Source organism: Shewanella sp. 10N.286.51.B2 (assembly GCF_041469265.1).
Lineage (GTDB): Bacteria > Pseudomonadota > Gammaproteobacteria > Enterobacterales > Shewanellaceae > Shewanella.
On record NZ_JBFRKH010000002.1, the window covers coordinates 1 to 25704 of the forward strand.

23 protein-coding genes and 1 pseudogene are annotated in these 25704 nt (G+C 43.0%); 17 read left to right on the forward strand and 7 right to left on the reverse strand.

From position 1 onward, the window contains the following. Positions 1–655: pseudogene (locus tag AB4140_RS00525) on the reverse strand (signal recognition particle-docking protein FtsY); the annotation flags it as partial. A gap of 178 nt (positions 656–833) precedes the next feature. Here AB4140_RS00525 and rsmD point away from each other — a divergent pair. Both rsmD and AB4140_RS00535 read left to right on the forward strand, forming a co-directional pair. Further along, the gene (gene rsmD, locus AB4140_RS00530; protein WP_102531240.1) at positions 834–1421 is read left to right on the forward strand and encodes a 16S rRNA (guanine(966)-N(2))-methyltransferase RsmD; all 588 of its coding nucleotides are present in this window, start codon (positions 834–836) and stop codon (positions 1419–1421) included. Positions 1422–1458: 37 nt separating this feature from the next. Further along, positions 1459–1740: a DUF1145 domain-containing protein gene (locus AB4140_RS00535; RefSeq protein WP_102477286.1), complete on the forward strand. Its 282-nt coding sequence runs from the start codon at positions 1459–1461 to the stop codon at positions 1738–1740. A 94-nt stretch (positions 1741–1834) separates the two neighbouring features. Here AB4140_RS00535 and AB4140_RS00540 read toward each other — a convergent pair whose 3' ends face one another. Next, positions 1835–2398 carry a NapC/NirT family cytochrome c gene (locus tag AB4140_RS00540; RefSeq protein ID WP_102477285.1) on the reverse strand — a complete coding sequence of 188 codons (564 nt, stop codon included), beginning with the start codon at positions 2396–2398 and terminating at the stop codon, positions 1835–1837. Between the two features lie 508 nt (positions 2399–2906). Here AB4140_RS00540 and AB4140_RS00545 point away from each other — a divergent pair. The 3 genes from AB4140_RS00545 (at position 2907) to AB4140_RS00555 (ending at position 8388) form a co-directional block, all read left to right on the forward strand. Next, the gene (locus AB4140_RS00545; protein ID WP_102440141.1) at positions 2907–3377 is read left to right on the forward strand and encodes a hypothetical protein; all 471 of its coding nucleotides are present in this window, start codon (positions 2907–2909) and stop codon (positions 3375–3377) included. A 125-nt stretch (positions 3378–3502) separates the two neighbouring features. Then, on the forward strand, positions 3503–5245 hold the full coding sequence (locus AB4140_RS00550) for an efflux RND transporter periplasmic adaptor subunit (protein WP_371999338.1): 1743 nt from the start codon (positions 3503–3505) through the stop codon (positions 5243–5245). A gap of 11 nt (positions 5246–5256) precedes the next feature. Continuing rightward, a complete protein-coding gene (locus AB4140_RS00555; protein WP_371999340.1) occupies positions 5257–8388 on the forward strand; it encodes an efflux RND transporter permease subunit in 3132 nt (1043 codons plus the stop codon). A gap of 83 nt (positions 8389–8471) precedes the next feature. Here AB4140_RS00555 and AB4140_RS00560 read toward each other — a convergent pair whose 3' ends face one another. The 4 genes from AB4140_RS00560 to plsB form a co-directional block, all read right to left on the reverse strand. Continuing rightward, a complete protein-coding gene (locus AB4140_RS00560) occupies positions 8472–8738 on the reverse strand; it encodes a hypothetical protein (RefSeq protein ID WP_102440139.1) in 267 nt (88 codons plus the stop codon). Between the two features lie 41 nt (positions 8739–8779). Then, the gene (locus AB4140_RS00565) at positions 8780–9577 is read right to left on the reverse strand and encodes a VOC family protein (protein ID WP_371999342.1); all 798 of its coding nucleotides are present in this window, start codon (positions 9575–9577) and stop codon (positions 8780–8782) included. Positions 9578–9944: 367 nt separating this feature from the next. Next, positions 9945–11189 carry a tryptophan permease gene (gene mtr, locus AB4140_RS00570; protein WP_371999344.1) on the reverse strand — a complete coding sequence of 415 codons (1245 nt, stop codon included), beginning with the start codon at positions 11187–11189 and terminating at the stop codon, positions 9945–9947. 11 nt (positions 11190–11200) lie between these two features. Then, a complete protein-coding gene (plsB, locus tag AB4140_RS00575; protein ID WP_102440136.1) occupies positions 11201–13621 on the reverse strand; it encodes a glycerol-3-phosphate 1-O-acyltransferase PlsB in 2421 nt (806 codons plus the stop codon). Positions 13622–14000: 379 nt separating this feature from the next. Between plsB and lexA the strand changes: the two genes are divergently transcribed. From lexA to AB4140_RS00605, 6 genes are all read left to right on the forward strand, one after another. Next, entirely contained in the window at positions 14001–14618 is a 618-nt protein-coding gene (lexA, locus tag AB4140_RS00580; RefSeq protein WP_076538206.1) for a transcriptional repressor LexA, read from the forward strand. Next, positions 14615–15121: a cell division inhibitor SulA gene (locus AB4140_RS00585; RefSeq protein WP_371999346.1), complete on the forward strand. Its 507-nt coding sequence runs from the start codon at positions 14615–14617 to the stop codon at positions 15119–15121. Before lexA ends, AB4140_RS00585 begins: the two co-directional genes overlap by 4 nt. 430 nt (positions 15122–15551) lie before the next feature. After that, positions 15552–17168 (forward strand): cytochrome c oxidase subunit II, encoded by a 1617-nt coding sequence (gene coxB, locus AB4140_RS00590; RefSeq protein WP_102477281.1) that lies wholly within the window; start codon positions 15552–15554, stop codon positions 17166–17168. A gap of 9 nt (positions 17169–17177) precedes the next feature. Then, positions 17178–18782, forward strand: coding sequence for a cytochrome c oxidase subunit I (gene ctaD / locus AB4140_RS00595; protein ID WP_102440133.1), 1605 nt, complete (start codon positions 17178–17180; stop codon positions 18780–18782). A gap of 1 nt (position 18783) precedes the next feature. Then, positions 18784–19347: a cytochrome c oxidase assembly protein gene (locus AB4140_RS00600; RefSeq protein WP_102440132.1), complete on the forward strand. Its 564-nt coding sequence runs from the start codon at positions 18784–18786 to the stop codon at positions 19345–19347. Beyond that, on the forward strand, positions 19344–20219 hold the full coding sequence (locus tag AB4140_RS00605; protein WP_076538215.1) for a cytochrome c oxidase subunit 3: 876 nt from the start codon (positions 19344–19346) through the stop codon (positions 20217–20219). The genes AB4140_RS00600 and AB4140_RS00605 overlap by 4 nt, the downstream gene beginning before the upstream one ends. A 10-nt stretch (positions 20220–20229) precedes the next feature. Here the strand turns inward: AB4140_RS00605 and AB4140_RS00610 are convergent, their stop codons facing one another. Beyond that, positions 20230–20457, reverse strand: coding sequence for a DUF2909 family protein (locus AB4140_RS00610; RefSeq protein WP_076538217.1), 228 nt, complete (start codon positions 20455–20457; stop codon positions 20230–20232). A gap of 10 nt (positions 20458–20467) precedes the next feature. On the opposite strand from AB4140_RS00610, the gene AB4140_RS00615 reads away from it, so the two are divergent. From AB4140_RS00615 to AB4140_RS00640, 6 genes are all read left to right on the forward strand, one after another. Continuing rightward, on the forward strand, positions 20468–21214 hold the full coding sequence (locus AB4140_RS00615; RefSeq protein WP_371999349.1) for an SURF1 family protein: 747 nt from the start codon (positions 20468–20470) through the stop codon (positions 21212–21214). Between the two features lie 96 nt (positions 21215–21310). Next, positions 21311–21865: a hypothetical protein gene (locus tag AB4140_RS00620; protein WP_102520320.1), complete on the forward strand. Its 555-nt coding sequence runs from the start codon at positions 21311–21313 to the stop codon at positions 21863–21865. Further along, positions 21865–22845 (forward strand): heme A synthase, encoded by a 981-nt coding sequence (locus AB4140_RS00625; protein WP_102440129.1) that lies wholly within the window; start codon positions 21865–21867, stop codon positions 22843–22845. The genes AB4140_RS00620 and AB4140_RS00625 overlap by 1 nt, the downstream gene beginning before the upstream one ends. A gap of 14 nt (positions 22846–22859) precedes the next feature. Beyond that, positions 22860–23765, forward strand: a complete 906-nt coding sequence (cyoE, locus tag AB4140_RS00630; RefSeq protein WP_102440128.1) for a heme o synthase — start codon at positions 22860–22862, stop codon at positions 23763–23765. A 112-nt stretch (positions 23766–23877) separates the two neighbouring features. Next, positions 23878–24510, forward strand: a complete 633-nt coding sequence (locus AB4140_RS00635; protein ID WP_371999353.1) for an SCO family protein — start codon at positions 23878–23880, stop codon at positions 24508–24510. Positions 24511–25105: 595 nt separating this feature from the next. Further along, positions 25106–25327, forward strand: a complete 222-nt coding sequence (locus AB4140_RS00640; RefSeq protein WP_371999351.1) for a hypothetical protein — start codon at positions 25106–25108, stop codon at positions 25325–25327. The last annotated feature ends 377 nt before the right edge of the window (positions 25328–25704 follow it).

A 25704-nucleotide genomic window follows, 5' to 3' on the forward strand; every position in this document is an offset into this window, starting at 1 on the left:
CAGCTTCTAATGCAATACGCGCCGCTTCGGCTTCTGCAGCTAGACGAGCTTGTTCTTCAGCCTCAGCAAGGCTTCGCTCTTCTGCTAACCTTTGTTTCTCTGCCTCCAAACGTTGCAGCTCTGCTACACGTTCAGCTTGTGCTGTAATACGCGCTTCTTCTGCTTCGACAAGGCGTTGCTCTTCAGCTAATTTCTGCTGCTCAACCGCTAAACGTTGTTGCTCGGCTTCACGTTCAGCTTTAGCTGCAAGGTGTGCTTCTTCGGCTTCTGCTAGGCTTCGCTCTTCAATTAAACGCTGTTGCTCTGCAACATGTTCTGCTTCTGCAGCAATACGCTCTTCTTCCGCTTCAGCAAGACGTAACTCTTCAGCTAAGCGCTCTTGCTCAGCTATACGCTCTGCCTCTGCTGCAATACGCGCCTGTTCGGCTTCTGCAAGACGTAACTCTTCAGCTAAGCGCTCTTGCTCGGCTATACGTTCAGCTTCTGCGGCGCGTTCTTGTTCAGCTAATCGCTCCGCCTCTTCAGCAGCAATGGCCTGTTCTTTTGCCAAAGCCTCTGCAGCTTGCTCTTCTGCGATACGTTGCTCTTGTGCAACACGCTCTTGCTCTTTGGTTTTGTCTTTACGAAACCACGAAAAAAAACCTTTCTTTGCCATGTCTACTACCAATGCTAAATGAGCGATAAAATTCGGAGAAGTTTTCTCGAGTCATTAATACTAAACTTGTTAAAAGGAATCCTCACCTTTAAACAGCAGTTTGGTATAAAATATCGAGTATTCTAATTGGTTGCATAGTCTACCACTTTCTTTGTTCAGGCAAAATCACGAGGGCAAAATGTCCAAAAATAAGTCCGCAAGCGGCCAAGTCAGGATCATTTCAGGGCAATGGCGTTCACGAAAGCTACCTATTCATGATTTAGAAGGGTTACGACCAACCACTGATCGCGTCCGTGAAACCTTGTTTAATTGGCTTGCTAGCGATATCAGAGGTGCAAGGGTATTAGATTGTTTTGCAGGCAGTGGCGCCCTAAGTCTGGAAGCTTTATCACGTTACGCCAGCTATGCACGTATTTGCGAACTGCAGAGCAATGCGGCCAAACAGTTAAAGCAAAACTTACAAACCTTAAAATGTGACAATGCCGATGTCATCAGTGGCGACAGTCTGGCATTGCTAAAACAAGGTCTGAATAACGATAAAGGCTTTGATATTGTGTTTGTTGACCCACCATTTCGTAAAGGGCTGGCCAATACCACTATGGCGTTATTAGCTGAGCATAACTGGTTAAATGAGAATGCATTAATTTACCTAGAAACTGAATCAGATTTAACCCAGCTAGCGATCCCAAACCATTGGGTTGAGCTCAAGCAAAAAAATGCCGGTCAGGTAACCTATCGCTTATTTCAATATCAGCTTGATGAATAGCATTTCAAACAAGCAACAAATCTAATAGAGGATACCCATGAAATTTTTTATTATCGGTGGTAAAAGTTTAACTTTAATCATGTGGTTAGTGATGTTTTATAACTTATTTATGCCGTTTGAAGGCCAAGTCAGCATAGTGTTGAATATCTTATTTTTTATCACTGTAATAATGCATTTTTTCCAATTACTTATTTTCAACACCATGTTTAGCAGCTTACTTAAGTTATCTGTCGTTGATTATCTTAAAGTGTATTTTTTTGGTGTTTTCGGTTTACTTGAGTACCGACAAAAAGTACTAGAGCTTGATAAAGCCGAGTAGTCGTTAGATTTAATTGAAATGCAAGCATAAAAAAACCTCGCCTAGGCGAGGTTTTTTCTTAATCAGGTCATCACTCCTGATTATGAATCGTCACTTACTTTTTAGGGTAAGGGTGAGCAACACCTTTATGACAATCTACACAAGTCTTTCTCTTATCGCCTTCTTGCTTAGCATTACGCTCATGCATTCTGACAGCCATTTTCTTCATAGTCTCAGGCTGGTTTTCATAGATGCGCGTATGACAATGTTGGCAGTTAGCAGAATCTGTTGCTTGGAAGTACTTAAGTGCGATATCTGCTTGTTCTTTACGGTTCTCATCTAACCAAGCTTGAGTGTTGAAACCATCAATAGTTACGAAACCGTATAAATCTTTAGATACGATAATCTTTTTAACCAAGTAATCAACTGGGCCATGTGGAAGGTGACAATCTTGACACTGAACAGTCACACCAGCACTACCGCCGCCATGTGCTGAAGCTAGTACTTCATCTTTCAATGAGTGATTGCTATGACAACTCATACAGAATTCATCTGAACTTGTTGCATGTAAAGTTTGTTGAGTGGCGAAATAGCCCACTACACCCAAAATAATACCCACTACAATCAGTGCGATAATAGAATATTTTGCGCTCGGTTTAAATAGTGCACGCCAGTTCATCGGACATCTCCAGTTAACAGTTTTATAATTTATAATTTTTAAACTCTAAAATATAAATTTTAAGTTCTAAAAATAGTAAATCTATTCTAGGTTGTTTTGCCCATAAAAAAACGAATTAAGAACATGTTTTAATTAATAAGTTACCAGTATATGCTCAAAATGAGATCAAGATCTAACTATTGAGGCTCAATGATAATTAATTTGACTCCTTTAAACTTAATACAGCTTTAGCAAAATCGCAAAGTAGCCGTCACAAAAATGACAATTAACCTACCTTTGCAATATACTGTAAAAAAATCAGGTTTATTGCGCTATAGAATCATTATAGCCTCTGCCACTAGTTAGTTTGAGCGAGTATAAATATTCTGAAGCTGTTTATTGCTGCGGGTATTGTTTCGGGTTATATTAAGCCAGATCATCAGCAACTTAATTTAGCTTTGATTCTTGATTTATCACTAGATTATTGCGCTATTTAATTGTTATTGATGGCTACACACTTTGGAAAAGCATGAGCACTAAGTTAACGCACCAAATAATCGTTTTTATCACCCTCTTTGCCATTTTAGGCCAAGGGTTGATAACTAATGGTTACGCTATGGTCGCTAACCCTCTCATGCGCTCATCAGCAGAGATGTTAATGCCTAACGACAAAACATCCCAAGCAAATCTGAAGCAACACAGCAGTGCCGATACCCCTAATTGTCATTCATCTATGACTGAACAAGCCCCGCAAAAAACGACTCATTGTTGTGACGATGGCTCAATGCTCCAATCGAAAAAAGCTGATCAAAGCTGTTGTGACAGCAAAAATGGCTGCGCTATCGATTGTGGTCACTGCATTACTATCTCGATGACAGGGCATTTGCTCACATTTGATATCCTTCTCGCAAAAGCAGTCAACAGCAAGGCTGATGCCACTGCAGTGCCACACTTTTTCTTCCATAAAACCCTTCCAGAATTTCGACCTCCGATTAGTTAAATTACTGACAGAATATTTTTAGCCTAGCTCTGTCCTCTGTGCCATAGCTAAACACCTATACTTGCTAGTATTTACAGTTTTTATAAACGGTTCGCTTTATTTGCCAGCCGTATTTTGAGGTTATGATGAAACACGCTATTTTATTGATCACCATTGCGGGTTTTCTAGCTGGGTTATGCACTAATCCAGTCGCTGCTCAACAAGCAGCAACACATAGTCATATTTCGACTCACCAGCATCAGCATGATGCAGAAAAAACCAGCTATTCATGCCCGATGCACCCTGAAGTTATTAGTCATAAATCCGGTGATACTTGTCCTAAATGCAATATGTTCTTAGAAGAAGTTAGCCCTGAGGCTGCCATAGACCATAGCGCTGAAACGACCTACATCTGCCCGATGCACCCTGAAGTTATTAGTCATAAATCCGGTGATACTTGTCCTAAATGCAATATGTTCTTAGAAGAAGTTAGCCCTGAGGCTGCCATAGACCATAGCGCCGAAACCACCTACATCTGCCCAATGCACCCTGAAGTTAGCAGCCACAAACAAGGTGACCGCTGCCCAAAGTGCAATATGTTGTTAGTGGTTAAAGAAGAAGAGGAAGAAGTCGACCATAGCCAACATCAGCATGCACAAGATGAACAGATAGAAAACCTAGCAGTGCAACCCACACAGAGTGCTGCAGATAAAGTGTTTAATACTGTTAAACCAAGCCTATTACCCTCGGATGCAGAGCCAAGCATTAAATATGTCTGCCCAATGCACCCGCATATTGTTTCTGACACCCAAGGCACTTGCCCTATTTGTGGTATGAATTTAGAAAAAGTCACCATGGGCGCTGCGACAGAAGAAATCGTGGTTGGCGTATCTGGCGGCATGCAGCAAGCTTTAGGCATGCGCACTCAACAAGTTGAAAGAGATACCCTATGGCGCCTGGTTAAAACCATCGGCACCGTTGAGTATAACGAAGACAGCATTACCCATGTTCATGCTCGAGTGACTGGTTGGGTGGAAAAACTGCATATTAATAATGTTGGCCAAAAAATAAAAAAAGGTCAGCTCATGTATGAGCTTTATTCACCTGAACTTATTAATGCTCAAGATGACTATTTACAAGCGCTTGATTATTTGGAGCAAGACAATCAACGTGGCGGCATTCTCGAGCGTAAAGCCCGCCAACGTTTAGCGCTTTTAGGGGTGTCATCAAAAATTATTCAACAATTAGAAACCAGCGGCGAAACTGTTTTTAGAGTGCCTTTTTATGCCCCACAAGATGGGGTTGTCAGCCAAATGGACATTCGTGATGGCATGTATATCCAACCGGGTAATGCCTTAATAGAATTAGTCGACTTATCCACGGTTTGGGTCATTGCCGATGTGTTTGAAAATGAACAAAGCTGGCTAGAAAAAGGCCGTCCTGCAGAAGTCACTGCATCGGCCCAAGGCTTATTTGATCTTGAGTCTGACATTGATTATATCTATCCAGAACTCGACCCTGTCACTCGCGCCATGCGTGTCAGAGTAAAATTAGCCAATCCAAATGCAAGCCTACGACCAGGAACCTTAGTGGATGTGTCTTTATTTGGCGGCCCTAAACGCAACATTATTACTATTCCCACAGAAGCACTGATATTAACCGGCCGTGAAAATCGAGTAGTAGTTCAGCGTCACGATAGCGGATTTACTTCGGTACCTGTAAAAGTCGGCATCATTGCGCAAGGAAAAGCAGAGATCATTGAAGGCATAAATGAAGGCGACCATGTGGTGGTTTCAGGGCAGTTCCTGCTTGATTCAGAAGCCAGTATTCAAGGTAGCTTGTTACGTTTAAGCGGCGCAGATAAAGCGCCTGCAGCCCATAACCACTAAGGAGCACTCTCATGCTAGAGAAAATAATCAGTGCTTCGATAAAGCAACGTGCGATGGTGTTATTACTCACCTTAGTGGTTGCAGTGATCGGTTATCAAGCCATGCGCACCACCCCATTGGATGCCCTGCCGGACTTATCTGATGTGCAAGTGATTGTTAAGACCTCATATCCAGGTCAAGCACCGCAGTTAGTCGAAGATCAAATTACTTATCCATTATCCACAGCGATGCTGGCTGTACCTGGGGCGAAAACCGTACGTGGGTTTTCGATGTTTGGCGACTCATTTGTTTATATTATTTTTGAAGATAATACCGATATTTACTGGGCACGTTCACGGGTTTTAGAATACCTATCGCAAACCCAAGATCAGCTTCCAGAGGGCGTTAGCCCCACTTTAGGGCCTGATGCTTCTGGTGTCGGTTGGGTATTTCAATACGCCTTAGTCGATAGACAAGGTAATCACGATTTAGCCCAGCTGCGTTCATTGCAAGACTGGTTTTTAAAACTGGAATTACAAAGTGTCGAAGGCGTATCTGAAATTGCTACGATTGGCGGCATGGAGCAATCTTATCAAATCGTGGTCGACCCACATAAACTCGCCCTTTATCAAATCGATTTGATGACGGTTAAAAATGCGCTAGCAAGCTCTAATAGCTCTGTCGGTGGCTCGGTTATTGAAATGGCCGAAGCCGAGTACATGATTACTTCATCGGGCTATCGACAAAACATTGAAGATTTTGCCGAAATTCCTTTAGGGGTGTTATCTGATGCTGGCACACCAGTATTAATGAAAGATGTGGCGCAGCTGCGAACAGGCCCTACAGCGCGTCGTGGTATTGCTGAACTTGATGGTAAAGGTGAAGTCGTTGGCGGCATTGTGGTTATGCGCTATGGCGAGAATGCCCTTGAAACCATTAATAATGTTAAACAAAAGATTAAGCAAATTGAAAGCGGTTTACCTGAAGGGGTTGAATTAGTTATCACTTATGATCGCTCAGAACTTATCCTCAATTCTGTGGATAATCTGATGCACAAAGTGATGGAAGAGATGCTGGTCGTTGGCCTAGTTTGCTTACTATTTCTATTACATGCTCGCTCAACACTGGTTGCCATAATCACCCTGCCATTATCTATATTAAGCAGTTTCATTATCATGCATTTTATGGGGGTTAATGCCAACATCATGAGCTTAGGAGGTATTGCCATTGCCATAGGCGCCGTTGTCGATGCCGCCATTGTCATGGTAGAAAACGCCCATAAACATTTAGAGCGATATCGGGCTGAGCACGGTAAACCACCCGAAGGTGAAGCCCACTGGCAACTAATTAAAGAGGCCTCTGTTGAAGTAGGGCCTGCGCTATTCTTTAGCCTGCTAATCATCACCTTAAGCTTTATTCCTGTATTTGCACTGGAAGCTCAAGAAGGCCGTTTATTCCACCCACTGGCGTTTACTAAAACCTTTGCTATGGCGTCTTCTGCAATACTGGCCATCACCTTGATCCCAGTATTAATGGGTTATTTTGTGCGCGGTAATATCCCTGATGAACGCAAAAACCCCATCAGTCGATTTTTGATTGCCATATACCAGCCATTACTCAAACTGGTATTAAAATTTCCTAAATTCACCATCTTATTAGCGCTGGTCATTTTAGCCAGTGCTTACTATCCGATGACAAAGATGGGCTCTGAGTTTATGCCAGAACTCGCTGAAGGTGATTTACTTTATATGCCTACAACCCTGCCAAGTGTCAGTGCAGGTAAAGCCGCTGAAATTTTACAGCAAACCGATAGATTGATTAAAACGGTACCAGAGGTCAAAAGAGTATTTGGTAAAGTGGGCCGCGCAATGACCGCTACCGATCCTGCACCATTAACCATGCTTGAAACCACCATCATGCTTAAACCACATGCTCAATGGCGTGAAGGCGTGACCTTAGAATCTATTATTGCTGAATTACAGAGAACGGTGAAAGTGCCCGGCATGACTAACGCATGGGTGCAGCCGATAAAAACTCGTATCGATATGCTGTCCACCGGGGTTAGAACACCTGTCGGCATTAAAATATCGGGTTCAGATGTGGCCGAACTGGAAAAAATTGGCGCTGAAATCGAAGCGGTAATGAGCCAAGTGCCAGGCACAACATCAGCATTTGCGCAGCGAAGTAGTGGTGGACGTTATATCGATATTGAGCCGAAACTAAAAAATGCAGCTCGATATGGTATGACCCTAAGTGACATCCAAGATGTGGTGCAAATCGCCATAGGCGGTATGAATATAGGGGAATCAATTCAAGGTCAAGAACGTTACCCAATTAACATTCGTTATCCACGAGAGTTACGTGACAGCATCGAAAAACTCAGAGATTTACCGGTATTAACCAAAACCGGTAAATATCTGCCATTAAGCGTTTTAGCCGACATAACCATCAGTGATGGACCGCCCATGCTTGCCAGTGAAAATGGCCGTGTAATCTCATGGGTGTTTGTCGATATTAAAGATATTTCTATCGGCGAATATATCGAGCAAGCGCAAATAGCCTTAGGCCAGCAAATCACTTTGCCAGCACGTTATAGCTACAGCTTTGCGGGTCAATATGAATATATGCAGCGTGTTGAAGCCAAGATGGAGTTAGTCATTCCACTAATGCTGGCAGTTATTTTTATATTACTGATGCTGACCTTTAACTCGTTTGCTCAAGCTTCAGTAATTATGCTGAGTTTACCCTTTGCCTTAGTAGGCAGTGCCTGGTTTTTATATTTGCTGAACTTCAACTTTTCGGTTGCGGTATCTGTGGGGATGATTGCCCTTGCGGGTGTCGCCGCTGAATTTGGCGTGGTGATGCAGGTGTATCTCAACAACAGTATAAAAGACCGAAAACATCATGACACTCTCAATAGCAAAGATGATTTACGCCAAGCATTGATTGAAGGTGCTGTAATGCGGATTCGCCCCAAAGCGATGACAGTTGCGACCATATTTTTTGGCTTACTGCCGATAATGTGGGGCACAGGAACCGGTAACGAAGTGATGCAGAAAATTGCCGCACCTATGGTTGGTGGCATGGTCACTGCGCCGCTGCTATCGCTGTTTGTTATTCCAGCCATTTATTTACTAATCTATGGTCGTAAACTCAGTAACTAGGTTTACAAAGTCACTCATAAACACTAAAAAAGGCGCTTAAGGCGCCTTTTTATCTATAAAGCCACAAGCTGAATATAAGCTTGTTAGCTTGGTTCACTGAGTACGCCTTGCTTTTCTCGTGCCAGTTGCATCATCCTTAAAAGACCCCAAACCATAATACAACCTCCGACTCCAACCATAGCAAACAGCAGTATTGGCTTCGCCAGCATCGGATAAGCCGCTGTATCAAAACCTGCAAACAAGCCATATAAACCCGCCGCCATTAATAACGTGCCAGGAAAATCAATGACTGCCACCATGGTCATTTTCTTTTGAATTACCGCGAGTTTTTCGTCCTTTGTGAGTGTCATAAGTCTTCCTTGATTAGATTTACAGTTTAACTTTCAAGCAATTATTCTACTTCAGACGCTACCTCGGTCAATGCAATAATTGAAAAAGTGCCGCCTTGGGGATCATCAATCACCGCAAAACGACCCACATCCGGAATATCCGTAGGCGGGACACAAATTCGCCCGCCTAGAGCTTCGGCATATTGAGCCATAGCATCACAATCTTGCACACTAAAATACAGCATCCAATGGGGCGGGGTATCACCCCACTCGGACGTCATTTGCATCATACCGCCAATGGCTTGCTTATCCACCAGCCATTGCACGTAATCAGCTATGCCCATTGAAGACATATCAAGGCTGTTAGTCTCAAAGCCAAGCGCTTGGGTATAAAAATCGGTTGATGTGGCCAGATCGCGGCACATATATTCAACCCAGCACAAAGTATTGGGCTCAAATGAGCGCTTAATGCCGATATGGTTAATGGCCTGCCAGATTGAAAATCGTGCGCCATCAGGATCTTGGCACACAGCTATAATCCCTGAATCACCAACAGAGTGAGGGCCTGCAATAATTTGTCCACCCGCAAGCCTAATGGCTTTAATTGTCGCCTCAACATCATCAACGGCAAAATAAAGCTGCCAATGGGTTGGCAAACTCTCCATCTCTTTGGGCATTTGATACATAGCCGCAATGTCATCACCCGCTAACTGCAACATAGTGTAATGACCCTCAGGCATGGGCATATCATCAGCCTGCCACTGAAATAGGCTTTGGTAGAATGCTTTCGCGGCATACCAATCATGACTGGCAAGTTCGACCCAACAAGGTTGCCCTTGTTTATAGTGTGACACCTTCATACACCTCACCCTGCTGTTGATAATGACTTATAAGAATAAAGGTTTAAGCTGAACCTAAATGACAACACTCTTTAAGTTAAGACACTTTTAAAGCTAAAGTCGAGTTGGCAATAATGGTTGGTTATTCGTATAAAAAATGACATTTAAATAATAAATACAACTTAAAATCATAGCCTTATATAGACAACAATATCAGCAAGCCATGGCTAGTCACTATCGGTCACAAGTCGTAAATTACACACACCTTTAGTCAAAATGCTAACAGTCACATCCTTACTTGCTAGAAAACGCCCATAAAAAAGCCCTTTTCAAAGGGCTTTTTGGAGGTCATTTCGGTGTTTAAACACCACTTTATCTAGCTAAAGTATTATTTATAAACTGGCAGTAACTCAGCCATCGCCAACAAATGACATGCGCCGGTGATGACACCGAATGCAATAATCACCACAATCAATGGCGTACCACCTGGGACTCTAAAGCTCTTCTCATCAGGGAACATTTTGCGCGATTTGTATGCCATCATGGCTGGCACTATCGCCGCCCAAATGGTCGCCGCTAATGCCGCAAAGCCAATGGCAATCAAGAAACCATTAGGGAATAACAAACCTAATACTGTCGGCGGGATAAAGGTGATCGCAGCTGTTTTAATGCGGCCATTATTGCTTTCTTCAAAGCCAAATAAGTCAGCTAGATAATCAAACAAGCCTAAGGTCACCCCTAAGAATGATGACGCCACAGCAAGATTAGCAAACAAGGTCAACATGGTATTAAGCCATTTACTCGCCATCACATCTGACAGAGCGCCCACTAACACACCCATATTGCCGCCCTGGGCAATAATGTCGCTGAACTGACTACGGGGAATGTTGCCCATGGTTGCCACTAACCAGCAGCTATAAATCACTAAGGCGATAAAAGTACCAATAAAGATGGCTTTTAAAATCACTTTAGGTTGTTTGCCGTAATACTTAACTAGGCTTGGCACATTGCCGTGGTAACCAAAACTGGCCAGCCCAAAAGGTAGCGCCGCTAAAATATAAGGCGAGAAACTCGCCTCACCATCTGGCATTAATAATTTTGCGCTATCAATATCAATCAGCAGATTTCCGATGGCGAGAAAAAAGGTAATTAACATCCCGCCAATCATAATGGTGGTAATGCGATCAACCGCTTTGGTACTGATGATCACCACTGCAGCAAGTACGACGGCAAACACTAACCCTGCGATCGGTTGAGGTAAGTTAACCCCCATCCCCGCAAGGGTGTGATTAACAATCGAGCCACCACCACTGATGTAAGCATAGGTCAGGATGTACAACACAAAAGCAATAGATAACCCGTTAATAATCCGCCAAAACTGGCCTAAGGTTACCTTAGTTAAGGTGTCAAAACTGTCACCGGGTTTAAAATGCAAATTGGTTTCAAGTAGCATCAGACCTGACACCAGCATACAAAACCAAATACCAATTAACATGACTAATGAATAGCCAAACCACATGCCTGCACTGACCACAGGCAAAGAAAACATACCAGCACCGACTGTGGTACCGGCGATGATCATAGCACCGCCCAATAAGGATTTATTTTGCGGTTGAGATTGTGTCGAACTCATAAAATTAGTTATTACCCATGTTCCATTGTGACGCTATCAACAATGGTTTTTCGAACAGATAAACGCAGCATACCATTGGCATGATCACGTATTCGGATGACTTCAAATTGATTATCGTTAGCGGATAAATACCCTAATTCTTTTAATTTCACACTCAAATTATTGTAGAGCTTTTTATCATAAAACTCAGGCGCAGTAATTCCATGTAAAGCACCTAAACGCTGAGCCAATAAATGGCTGGCGCTTTCTAAATCAGAACGCTCAATTTCTGGTTTGTAAGCCAGTAAATTAAAGATAATCGCGTAACGCTGTAGGGTCTCACTGACCGTGGCGGACAATAACATTAACTGAGTGACATTACTTTGATTGACTTCAAAGTGATCGCTACCGGAAATTAGCTTTTGTTCAACAAACAAATCAAGCACTTGATCCACATAGGCACTTAAATCTTCAATGCCCATAAACAGCTCAGCTTTCAATAATGGGTAAAAATCATTAACAATTTGCTGGATTTTTTCTCGGCTAAATTCTTCATATTGCACCAAGCAACTGGCGATTAATGAAGGCACTGCCATTAGATGAATTATGTTATTGCGATAATAGCTCATCGCAATCACTGAGCTATCTTCAATTGCGATAATTTCGCCGATGGCATCTGTGGTTGAGGTAAATTTATTCAGCGACAAACATTGCTCAACTAGGTCATGAGCTGAGCCCTCAGCCACCGACGCATACTCAGTATAAGGAACATCCTTTAAGATTTTCAGGTAGAGGTCTAGCTGGGTTTCAAGCTCACTGCGCTGCAGGGCGTTTTGCTCTGAAGCCAGCAGCGCCATACTTGCTAATGTCACCGAACTCGCTGCGGCGGCGCCATTGATGTTAGTCATCACTTTATTGGCCAATACATTTACTGCTGGCGTTAACCATGATGGCTTTTGATCCGGATCTTGAGCAATTTCTTCACGCCAATTTGGCGATTGTTGATTTAAAAATTGCTGCACATTGATTGGCTCGCCAAAGTTAACGTAACCTTGGCCAAAGTTGCCTAATTTACGCAGCGCACCAAAGACCTGCCACACTGATTCTTTTTGCTTTTTCTTACCGCTTAACTCTTTATGATAGGTGGACACTTCCATCACATGATCATAACCAAGATAAACTGGCACTAAGGTTACTGGGCGTTCAATGCCCCGCAGTACACAGTTAACTGTCATCGCTAACATGCCGGTCTTAGGCGCTAATAAACGACCGGTACGAGAACGACCACCTTCGGTGAAGTATTCAACCGAATAGCCTTTAGCAAATAACTGATCTAAATACTCACGAAACACTGCGGTATAAAGTTTATTACCGTTAAAGCTACGACGAATAAAGAAAGCACCACCACGGCGGAACATAGGGCCTGCTGGCCAAAAGTTTAAATTAATACCGGCGGCAATATGCGGCGGCACCATGCCTTGGTAATACAAAATATACGACAGCAGTAGGTAATCCATGTGGCTACGATGGCAAGGCACATAGACAATTTCATGACCATCATGATGCAGCTTACGCACTTTTTCAGCGCTTTTAATGCTAATACCGCTGTATAACTTATTCCACAACCAAGTAAGAAAGCGCTCAGCAATACGCACTAAGCTGTCTGAGTAATCCGCTGCAATTTCATCTAAATACTGAATCGCTTTTTCGCGGGCTTTGTCTTCAGGAATTTTTTTATTAAGCGCTTCTTCTTTTATCGCTTGAGCAATGGCATCAGACTTTAATAATGAGTTGAACATTGCCTGACGATTTGGCAGTTGTGGGCCTGTCATCACTTTACGTTGGCGTCTAAAGTGCACTCGCGCCACACGGATAAGTTTATGCGCAATACTGACATCAGTGCCGTGTTCATCAGCCATATAACGTAGCGACATAGCATTTGAAAATTGAATAAAGCTATGGCGACCTAAGAACAAAATCATCAACCATTTACGTAACCAGGTCGGGTTTTCACGCTCAAATACGGCTGCGGTCATGGTGTCATCTTCTTTACCAGGGATACGTCCCCAATACAGACTCACTGGCACCAATTGAATATCAAGTTGATCATTTTTTTTATGTAAGGCTAATAAGCTGGTGAAGTTATCAACAAATTTTTCGCCACTTAAACGCTTGCCAAATAGAGGCTTACGACCTTCAATACACACAATTCTAGGGGTATTTAAGCCATCAACGTCTAGTCGCTCATAAGGGCTCGGTAAGCCATATTTGGCGGTCACTTCATTTAATGCCGCAATATCACTGAGTGATTCTGTCTTCATCACATAGACCACTGGTTTATCTGGGTCTAAGTTCAGATCGGCAAAGGGATCTTCAGGCACAACAACCGTGTGCACCATCAGTTTTTGAATCCAACGTAATGATTTTGCTATGATTGAGTCAGGTTTTAACATGAGTGTTCGCATATTCAACATCAATTAATTGGCCATAGAATACCAGATAATGGTTCAGTTTCACTAACAAGGGTCTATACAGAGAATATTTGTTCAGTAAAAAATAGCCATATCCGAATAACAACCAACCTATTTTCAATCAACACTACTGTATAAATATACTGTTTAAACAAACGATGTGAGAAATAGCCAATTTCATCGGTTTAAAAAGCTGACTTACCTTCATTAACTAAATAATTAAATTACAGATACTTAACCGTGCCCCCATATATAGCCAACAAGAATTAGATGATAATAGTTAAATTAATTTGGTTAATACTTGCGCGACCACCGATACTGTATATAATGACAGTCACTGTATAAAAAAACAGGAATCAATATGAGACCTTTAACGCCACGCCAAGCTGAAATATTAGAGCTAATTAAATGTAATATCGCCGAAACAGGTATGCCGCCAACTCGTGCAGAAATTGCAACTCGATTAGGCTTCAAAAGCGCCAATGCCGCTGAAGAACACTTAAAAGCACTGGCAAAAAAAGGCTGTATTGAAATTATTCCTGGTACCTCTCGCGGGATCCGCATGGTGCAGGTGGAGGAGGAAGTTGAAGCAGGCTTACCACTTATCGGCCAAGTTGCTGCAGGTGAACCTATCCTTGCTCAAGAGCATGTTGAACAGTATTTCCAAGTTGACCCAGAAATGTTTAAGCCCAATGCTAATTTCTTACTACGCGTTCGAGGCGACAGTATGAAAGACATTGGTATTTTAGAGGGCGACTTATTAGCAGTGCATAAAATGCAAACTGCCACCAATGGTCAAGTTGTAGTGGCACGTCTTGAAGACGATGTAACCGTGAAAAGATTTGAAAAGAAAGGCAATATTATTTATTTACATGCTGAAAATGCAGAATATGAGCCGATTAAAGTTGATTTAAGTTGCCAAAACCTAACGATTGAAGGGCTTGCTGTTGGCGTTATTCGTAATGGAGGTTGGTTATGAACACATTAATAGGCAATGCACCGCGTCACCCTGGATTATGGGTAGATATGGCATCTGATCCCTTACCCACTAAACAAGGGATTGAAACCAAGCGCACCCAAAACCAAGGCTTAACTGAATTGACTCAATTATGCAGTCAGTTAGCCATTTTAAGTCAGCAAGGCCTTTGGATTGTACTGATTAATCCGCCGCATATCGGTTATAAGCAAATTCTTGCTAATGCCAATGTTCGTATGGACAGAGTATTGTTAGTTCACACCAAAGATGAAGTCGAAACCCTGTGGGCGATGGAAAAAGCGCTCACTAACGGTACTTCAAGTGCAGTAATTACTTGGACACCACCATTAGATGCCCGCGACAATCGCCGCATTCAATTGGTTGCCAAAAATGCCTTAGCCCAAGGGCTTATCATTGAAGATGTAAATACTCACTTACCTGAAGGCGACCCATTAACGCAAACTTTAGCAGTACAGACTCGGGTAAACCTTACCTCGTTTCACTAGTAAAATATGACTAAAAAAGCCCTTCACTACGCTGAGGGGCTTTTTTTTGCACTTTTTTCAGCAAATTAGATGATAAAGTGATCTTGATCAATATTTAATCTCCAAGTAATGTAGTTAACAAGGTAGTAACAATTTATCGTACTGCCGAGAATAAATGTCAAAAAGATACAAACGCTATTAAAAGATTGAGCTGGTACCGTGCGGTATAGAAAGCCTTGAATGTAAAGCGTCAAATATAATTGATAAGTTCAGTATTAGGTACAAGTGTGGCACCGTAACGTAATAACATAATTGAGTTTTCAAGCTCAAAGCCACCGTGTACTTTGAAATGATCAAACTTTTTCGGGTATGAAAAGTTTGCATAGAGCAGAGTATTACTGTGTGGCTTTTCTTTGTAATTGCAATTCGCAATTAGCAGAGGAGTAGTCTTGTGAAGCGATTGTTGTACGGATTAATGGTGGCGTTGCTTGCAACCCCACTCACAGCGGCAGAGATGCCCTTAAACATGACTCAAGGTGTAACAGAGATCAGTGGCCAGGTTTACGACCTGCATATGATTATTTTGTATATCTGTTGCGCCATTGGTGTCGTGGTCTTTGGGATCATGATTTATTCCATGATCTATCACAGAAAATCTAAGGGTGCAGTTGCAGCCGACTTTCATGACAGTACCAAGGTTGAAATAGCTTGGACAGTATTGCCATTTCTAATCCTAATTGGCATGGCAATCCCAGCAACAAAAACGCTGATTGCTATGGAAGATCCCAGCGATGCTGAACTGACAGTCAAAGTGACGGGCTCTCAATGGAAATGGCATTACAGCTATTTCAATGAAGATGTCGAGTTTTTCAGTTTATTATCTACCCCAGCAGACCAAATTACTGGCACCGCAGATAAAACCGACACCTATCTTTTAGAGGTCGATAAGCCGCTGGTTTTACCAATAAATCGTAAAGTACGTTTTTTAATGACCTCGGATGACGTTATCCACTCTTGGTGGGTACCAGCATTTGCCGTTAAAAAAGATGCAAATCCTGGTTTCATCAATGAAGCTTGGACTAAAATCGATAAAATAGGTACTTATCGAGGCCAATGTGCCGAACTATGCGGTAAAGATCATGGCTTTATGCCTATTGTTGTTGAAGCCGTCTCAGAAGCAGACTTTGACCAATGGCTAATCGACCAAAAGCAATTTGCTGCTGATGCTAAAGCCGCTGCACAAGCCTCACTGAGCCAAACCCTTAGCTATGACGAGTTAATGGCCCAAGGCGAACAAATCTACATGGGTCGCTGCGCGGCTTGCCACCAACCTAATGGTGCTGGTTTACCTGGCGTCTTCCCTTCCCTAATTGGCAGTCCAATGATTAAAGGCCCAGTGTCTGGTCATATCGATATTGTCGTTAATGGTAAGCCTGGCACTGCGATGCAAGCGTTTGCCAAGCAGCTAACGGCAACTGAAATTGCTGCAGTAGTCACTTATGAGCGTAATGCTTGGGGTAATGACTCTGGCGATACCGTGCAAGCGGCTGATGTGAGTGGCAATGGGACAAATTCTAGCGCTACACCAACCACTGCTGACGCTCCTAGTGCAGGCACTTCTACCGCAGACACGTCAACGCCTGTGACTTTACCAGCAAGCTTACCTACAGCTGAACAACTTGAAGACACTGCAACACAAGCTGTGACTGAAGCGGCAACACAAGCAGCAGAAGTTAAAGCTGTGGTATTGGATGACTTGACGATGGATGAGTTAATGACCATGGGCGAGCAAGTCTATATGACTAGCTGCGCTGCATGTCACCAAGCTGCTGGTACTGGCTTACCTGGCGCGTTCCCTTCATTAGTAGGCAGCCCACTCATCGTCGGTCCAGTGACGGATCATCTTAATATTGTCATCAATGGTAAACCTGGCACGGCAATGCAAGCATTTAACTCGCTACTTACGCCACAACAGCTTGCTGCAGTGGTGACTTATGAGCGAAATGCCTGGGGTAATAACTCTGGCGATGCAGTTCAGGCTGCTGATGTTGTTGGTCACGGAAAGTAAGGGATTAAAATGAGCACAATTACACAAGATTCACCAGCCGCTCACGACGATCACCATGATGACCATCATCATGGGGCGCCAAAAGGCATTATGCGCTGGGTTTTAACCACTAACCATAAAGATATTGGTTCAATGTATCTGTGGTTTAGTTTCATTATGTTTTTAACCGGCGGCGCAATGGCCATGGTCATTCGTGCTGAGTTATTCCAACCCGGTTTACAGTTAGTTGAACCTAACTTTTTTAACCAAATGACCACCGTCCATGGCTTGATTATGGTATTTGGCGCAGTCATGCCAGCCTTTACCGGCTTAGCTAACTGGCTCATTCCAATGATGATTGGTGCGCCAGATATGGCACTACCGCGGATGAATAACTGGAGCTTTTGGATTTTACCTTTCGCGTTTGCGATTCTACTTAGCTCGCTATTTATGGAAGGTGGAGGCCCCAACTTTGGCTGGACTTTCTATGCACCACTGTCAACAACCTATAGCCCTGATAGCACAGCATTATTTGTGTTCTCAGTTCACATTATGGGCATAAGCTCGATCATGGGTGCTATTAACGTGGTGGTGACCATTGTTAATATGCGTGCTCCGGGTATGACTTGGATGAAGCTGCCATTGTTCGTCTGGACTTGGCTGATTACCGCCTTCTTGCTAATAGCAGTGATGCCGGTATTGGCAGGTGTAGTAACCATGGTACTGACTGATAAATACTTTGCCACCAGCTTCTTTGATGCTGCTGGCGGCGGCGACCCTGTGATGTTCCAGCATATTTTCTGGTTCTTTGGCCACCCCGAAGTCTACATCATGATTTTACCTTCATTCGGGATTATCTCGGCCATTATTCCCACCTTTAGCCGTAAAAAGCTTTTCGGTTATGCCTCCATGGTATACGCCACCTCAAGTATTGCGATTTTGTCCTTCCTAGTTTGGGCGCATCACATGTTCACCACCGGGATGCCAGTATTTGCAGAGCTATTCTTCATGTACTGCACCATGTTAATCGCAGTGCCTACTGGGGTGAAAGTGTTTAACTGGGTTGCAACTATGTGGCGCGGCTCAATCACCTTCGAAACCCCGATGCTGTTCGCCATTGCATTCATCATCTTATTCACCATCGGTGGCTTCTCTGGCTTGATGCTAGCGATCACCCCAGCGGATTTCCAATACCATGATACTTACTTTGTGGTAGCGCATTTTCATTATGTACTGGTTACTGGCGCAGTATTTTCCATTATGGCTGCAGCATATTACTGGCTACCGAAATGGACAGGATACATGTATAGCGAAACATTAGGTCGTTGGCATTTCTGGTGCAGTGTTATTTCAGTGAATGTACTGTTTTTCCCAATGCACTTTTTAGGCTTAGCAGGCATGCCACGTCGTATTCCAGACTATGCAATTCAATTTGCTGACGTAAACCAAATTGTCTCTATTGGTGGTTTTGCCTTTGGTTTATCACAACTGATTTTCCTCGCTGTGGTACTGAAATGTATCAAGGGCGGCGAAAAAGCTGCGGATAAGCCATGGGAAGGTGCTGAAGGGTTAGAGTGGACTATTGCCAGTCCTGCGCCTTATCACTCATTTACCACCCCACCAGAGGTTAAATGATATGAGCCAGCCAACAAAATCAAACCGTAATTTACTTATTGGCCTAGTACTGGGTTCAATAGGTATGTTCGGCTTTGGTTTTGCGCTAGTGCCTTTGTATGACGTGCTTTGCGATGCCTTGGGGATTAATGGAAAAACCCAAAGTACTGCCAGCAGTTATGAGGCTGTGGTGATTGATAAAGACCGTACTGTAACCATTGAGTTTATTGCCCAAGTACAAAGCAATATGCCGTGGGAGTTTGTGCCAAAAGTGAACCGCATGCAGGTTCACCCCGGCGAACTCACACGTACTGCGTTTTTAGCGAAAAACTTATCTTCAAATAACCTCGTAGGCCAAGCAATACCCTCGGTATCGCCAGGCCAAGGCGCGGCTTATTTTAATAAGACCGAGTGCTTTTGCTTCAATCAGCAACCCCTAGCAGCAATGGCCGATGCTGAATTACCGTTAATTTTTTACGTGGATGCGGATTTACCTGAATCCATTAACACTTTGACTCTCTCTTATACCCTCTATGATATTACAGACAAGCAGACTGCAGCCATAGAGCAAGGAGCAGCAAGATGACAACAAAACATGAAAACTACTACGTGCCAGCGCAAAGTATCTGGCCAATTACCGGCGCTATCGGATTATTTCTGATTGCATTTGGCGCAGGTACCTACATCCAACAACTTTCAACTGAACAATCTTCTGGCGGCTACACCCTAATCGCGGGTATTGCTGTAATTATATTTATGCTGTTTGGCTGGTTTAAAAATATCATTGATGAGTCAATGTCAGGTTTATATTCAGCGCAAATGGATCGCTCTTTTAGACAAGGCATGAGCTGGTTTATTTTCTCAGAAATCATGTTTTTCGGGGCATTTTTTGGGGCATTGTTTTACGCTCGAATGGTAGCAATACCTTGGCTCGGCGGTGCATCAAATAATGCCATGACCCATGAGGTATTATGGCCAACATTTGAAGCCATTTGGCCGCTAGTGAAAACCCCAGATGGTACCACCACTGAAGCCATGGGTTGGGGCGGATTGCCGCTGTATAACACCCTCATTCTACTGACCTCTTCAGTCACCTTGCACTTTGCCCATGTGTCGTTAGAAAAATCAAAACGTGGCGCACTGAAGGTTTGGTTAGGACTGACTATTTTGCTGGGTATCGGCTTCTTGTTTTTACAAGTTGAAGAGTATGTCCATGCCTACCAAGAAATGGGGCTCACACTCACCTCAGGGATTTATGGTAACACCTTCTTTTTGCTAACTGGCTTTCACGGTATGCACGTCACCTTAGGCACAGTATTTCTAATAATCCTGTTCTTTAGAGTATTGAAAGGTCACTTCACCCCAGATAATCATTTCGCCTTTCAATCCGGAAGTTGGTATTGGCATTTTGTTGATGTGGTGTGGTTATGCTTATTTATTTTCGTGTACGTCTTATAAGGCTGCAAAGCTAATAAGGTCTAGGATTTGGGCTTATCCAGCCAAATCCTAAGGCCAGTAACAATAACAACATCACTAACGCAGAAAAGATCACTCGACGACCTAAATATTGGCTCATAGATTGTTTATTTTCCGCTTTAACCATAATAAATAGGGCTCTGGCTAAATTAAATAATATGAATACAAGCAGCAGTACTAAAACAAGCTTGAAAATAACTAAGGTATCTAAGGTTCCCACGGGCTCTCCTTTGCGCGTTTGGCGACTTTCTACTGGGTTATTGCTAGTTGTTACTGTGAGTGTGTTTTCTATTTTGGTCAAGCTCGGTTTATGGCAACTTGATAGAGGAATTCAAAAACAAGCTTGGCAAGCCACCTTAAGTGAAAGGCAAGCGTCCAGTGAATTGGATTACCACACTTTTTTAACGCTAGATAGCAGCGGTCCACTAACGGGTTATCGCATTAACGTCACCGCTAAGCCCGTTAATGAACAAATATTACTGCTTGATAATCAAGTTTATAACGGCCAAGTGGGTTATCTGGCTTATCAAGTATTTGCAATATCAGCCACAGAGCCATGGCTACTGGTTGAACTAGGCTTTACTGCAGCGAATAAAGACCGCCGCATATTACCCGATTTAGCGCCATTGCCTGCGGCGCAATATCAGCTCACAGGTCGAGTGTATCAGCGCCAAACCAATCCCTTAAGTGACCAACTTTATGTGGAACAATTTACAGTAGAAAACCGTGACGTGATCCGTTTTCAAAATTTAAATCTCGTGGCCTTAGCAGAGAAAATAGGTCATCAACTGGCACCGGCAGTACTGCAGCCCGATGTAACACCAAATATGAATCTAGCAAAACCTTGGACACCTATTCCACTGTCAGCCCAAAAACACCAAGGCTATGCATTGCAATGGTTCACCATGGCAGCAGTATTTTTATCGCTAATGCTATGGCTTGGTTGGAAAACATTTAAGCCTAAAATTAAGACCTAAAGTTAAAACCTAAATACAAGAGTAACTAAATTAAAAATAGTGACTTAAGTAAAAACTCATCCTATAACAAAAACAGTCGTAACAAGAGGAGCAAGTATGAACTCCCCAGCAAAACCTAAAGGTAACAAGACATTATATCTACTGCTGCTGGTATTTATTTTACCGGTGGCTATGGCTAAATTAGTCTTGAGCCTAGATTTATATAACGGCGCCGCCACTAACAAAGGTGAGCTAATCGGCGCACAACTTAATTATCAAACCTTAGCCATGACCAACCCTGAGCCGCATATGTGGCAGCTGGTGTATTTATTACCAAACCAATGCCTAGAACAATGTCAGCAACGTTTGTATGTCATGCATCAAAGCCATATCGCCTTAGGTAAACATCAAGATCGCGTCAGCCCAATTATTTTACTCACCCCAGATAGCGACACCGCAATTTTAACTAAACTGCAAGTGCCGTTTGCTACAGCCAGTGCCAGCCCTGCAATGGCCGCATTACTGACAGAGCAGCAAATGATTATTGTCGATCCCCTTGGTAGCCTAGTCATGAAATACCCAGGTATTATGGGCGAGCAAGAAAATATTGCCCAAGGTAAGTCGATGATTGGCGATTTACGTAAGATGCTTAAACTATCGAGGGTCGGGTAATGGTGATAAAAAACCTGCTCAAATTTACCTTAGTATTTACCTTTACGGTGATATTAATGGGTGCCTACACTCGGCTGTCAGATGCAGGCCTTGGCTGCCCTGATTGGCCAGGTTGCTATGGTCATCTTGTGGTGCCTAGCGCGCCTGATGCAATAGCAAAAGTTGAGACTGCATTCCCAAATCAAACGCTAGAGCCTGACAAGGCGTGGCTGGAAATGATCCACCGCTATATCGCTGGCACTCTTGGATTACTGATTTTAACCATCCTTATCATCTGCTTAAAAAGAGCCGATGCGCCCAAAAAGCTACCCATACTGATTTCCGCCCTACTGCTCTTTCAAGCCGCCTTAGGTATGTGGACCGTCACCATGAAATTAATGCCCATCGTAGTCATGGGGCATTTAATTGGTGGCTTTAGTTTATTCGCTTTACTGCTACTGCTGTATTTACGTACCCGGCCACTGCGGATCCCTGGTGGTGACACTTATGCCAGAAAACTCGCCCCCTTTGCCATGGTCTGCTTAATTGTACTGGCGGTTCAAATTATTTTGGGCGGCTGGACGTCATCGAATTACGCAGCATTAGCCTGTACCGCCCTGCCAATATGTGAAGGTAACTGGGTCGATAATCTGCAATTTGCTGATGCTTTTTCACCGTTTCAAGGGACACATCCAAGCTTTGAATATGGCGTATTGGAATACCCTGCCCGCATGACAATCCATGTTACTCATCGTATTTGGGGCGTGATTACCGCTGCCTGTTTAGTGTGGTTAGGATTTAAATTACTTAAAGCACGCTCACACACAATACGTAAAAGTGCTTGGCTGTTATTTGCCCTAGTGATCATTCAAGTGGGCCTTGGCATCAGCAATATTGTCATGCATTTGCCTTTAGGGATTGCTGTATCGCACAACGGCGGCGCAGCGCTATTGTTACTTACCGTTATTTTCATCAACTACGCGCTGTGGCGTAAAGCTTAAGCAAGGATTCTATTATGGCTAAATCTCTGTCTATACCAGCAAGCACCAGCAGCGCGCAATTACCTTGGCGCGCCTATTTTGAAATGACCAAACCCAAAGTGGTCGCCCTGATGTTACTGACAGTACTAGTGGGAATGTGCCTCGCATTGCCCGGCGCAGTGCCATTGCAGCCGCTTATCTTTGGCATGATAGGCATAGCCATGATGGCGGGGGCAGCGGCGGCTTATAACCACTTAATTGATCGCCGCATTGATGGTTTAATGGCGCGTACCTATAACCGCCCATTACCAAAAGGCAAGGTCTCGGTAATCAAAGCCATGACCTTTGCCACTTCTATCGGCTTAGGCGGTTTTGTTATTTTGTATACCTTAGTTAACCCACTTACCGCATGGTTAACCTTTGCCAGTTTAATCGGTTATGCTGTGGTGTATACCGCTTATCTTAAGCGCGCTACCCCGCAAAATATCGTCATTGGCGGCTTAGCTGGGGCAATGCCACCTTTATTGGGTTGGACTGCTGTCACCAACGAATTACATGGCAACGCACTATTACTTGTTATCATCATCTTCACTTGGACGCCGCCGCATTTTTGGGCACTGGCGATTCACCGTAGAAAAGAATACGCCAAAGTCGATGTCCCAATGCTGCCAGTCACCCATGGGGTTGAGTTTACTAAAACTTGTATCTTGTTATATACCTTGTTACTGGCTATTGCCTGTTTATTGCCAGTACTGGTTGGCATGTGTGGCCCCGTTTATCTTGTGGGTTCAACCATTCTAAGTTGTGGCTTTATTTATAAAGCCTGGCAACTTAAGTATCACGACAAACCAGGGCTGGCGATGGATGTGTTTAAGTTCTCGATTTATCACTTAATGATTTTATTTTTAGTGCTATTAGTTGATCACTACTTATGGGTATAACTCGCTTTATCAGTGCTTATCGCCATGGTGAAGTTGAAGATAAAAACAGTGAACGTAAAGATAAAAATAATGGAGTGAATGAGTGAAAAAAATTATCGCGTTAGCTTTCATTATGCTGGGCTTGGGCGTCGCTGTTGCTACGCTTTTCCCTAGTCAAAAAAGTTCATCCGCAACAATCGCCACTGCCACTAAATCAAGGCCGGATCTGGCACTTGAAACAAGTTATTTGTTTGATAACCCAAGACCACTGGCACCTTTTAGTATGCAAGACCAATTGGGGAATACCTTTACCAATGAGCAGCTTTTAGGTAAGTGGAGTTTAGTATTTGTCGGCTTTACTTCATGCCCAGATGTTTGCCCAACAACCCTTAATAAACTCAATGCCGCCTACCCAGAGTTGCAAGCAGTAAGCGACAATATTCAAGTGGTGTTTGTGTCAGTGGACCCCGCAAGGGACAGCCAAACTAAACGTTTAGATTACATCAATTTTTTTAACCGCGATTTCAAAGCCGTTACTGCCGATCACGCTCAGCTATTTCCTTTTACTCGTGATTTAGGTTTTGCCTACGCCATGGTTGGCGACGGCGAAGATTACCAAGTGGATCACAGCGCCAGCTATGTTTTAGTATCACCACAAGGGGAAAAGTTTGCAGTGTTTAAACCTAAAGTCCAACCCGGGAAAATACCACAGATTTTGAATAAAGAGCTGGTTGCGGATCTAAAGCAGATTATTGAAAGTGCTTAAGGTTTTTATATAGGTATTGAAATATAACAAAGCCTCAATATGAAAATATTGAGGCTTTTTGTTTTGACGAGGACTGATGTAGTAACTCATTTGTGGACAATTATTAGTTTGGTTTTAATTCAGGTAAACGGCTATCACCTAAATATTTTTTATGCAAAATGTTAATTAACCTATCTTATATCCACCAAAAATAAATTAACCTAGTGAGTGAGGGCCGAGGTTTGATAGGCTTTAGCTTGTTTAGGCTATCAAAAATCCATTACAAAAAAATACCGTTTTGTAAACATAAGGGGTTTAAGCAAATATTTATGGTCTTTTTAACCTGAAATCCTTTACAAAAATAGTCACCTTGCCATTCTGGGTTCTAAGGTACTCATTGGGTACCTCGCCAGTATCTATTGCCGATTGAGAGTAAAATTTTAGCCTTTTAAACTCATTTTTAGACTAAATAGACTTAGCTTCCTAAGTCGCAAAGGGGCACATTGCGATATAGAAAAAAACTTTGATTATGATCTAAAAGAAGCCTCGTGATGAATTCAATCTTATGTTCGTGTTGTCTATACTACATAGAATAAAAAACTATGAGGTTTCCCTAATGACTAAATCAAGATTACAAGAGTTACTTAATAAGTGCGATGAAAGCATCCCTATGAGCGAAGAAGATAAAGATTGGGATCAAATGCTACCAATTGGAAAAGAATGGGGAAGTGGAGAGGATCTGAATGCTCTAGAAGAAAAAATAGATATTGAATTAGCAAGGATAATTGAAGAGAGAAAAGACCAACCTGAAATAGAAGTAAATATCGAAGACTTATGAGTTTTTCTAAGGCGGAAAGTGTAGTGGTATAGATAATTTGGCCACTCAATTGAAGGTTATATTAGGTTTTTGAGGGTAAATACAAACTGCTAAGCTTCGGGATATATCCATTTCAAACTCGTTTTGGGGCATAAACGAGTTACCAGCACCAACTTTATACTTCATTTTTATTGGCTAAATTACGGAAGACCATAACTTCAACTTAATCCATTGCCTGCCGCAGGTGATGTATAGGATATACAAATGTCGCGATCACATGGATGTGAAAGAGCGACCTTATGTGCAGATACAACTGCGAGACGCTGCAAGTACGTCCATGTAAGCTCTGCCAAAACATCCCTGTTTTGGAAGCTCGCTGTGTAACCCTCCCTTAAATT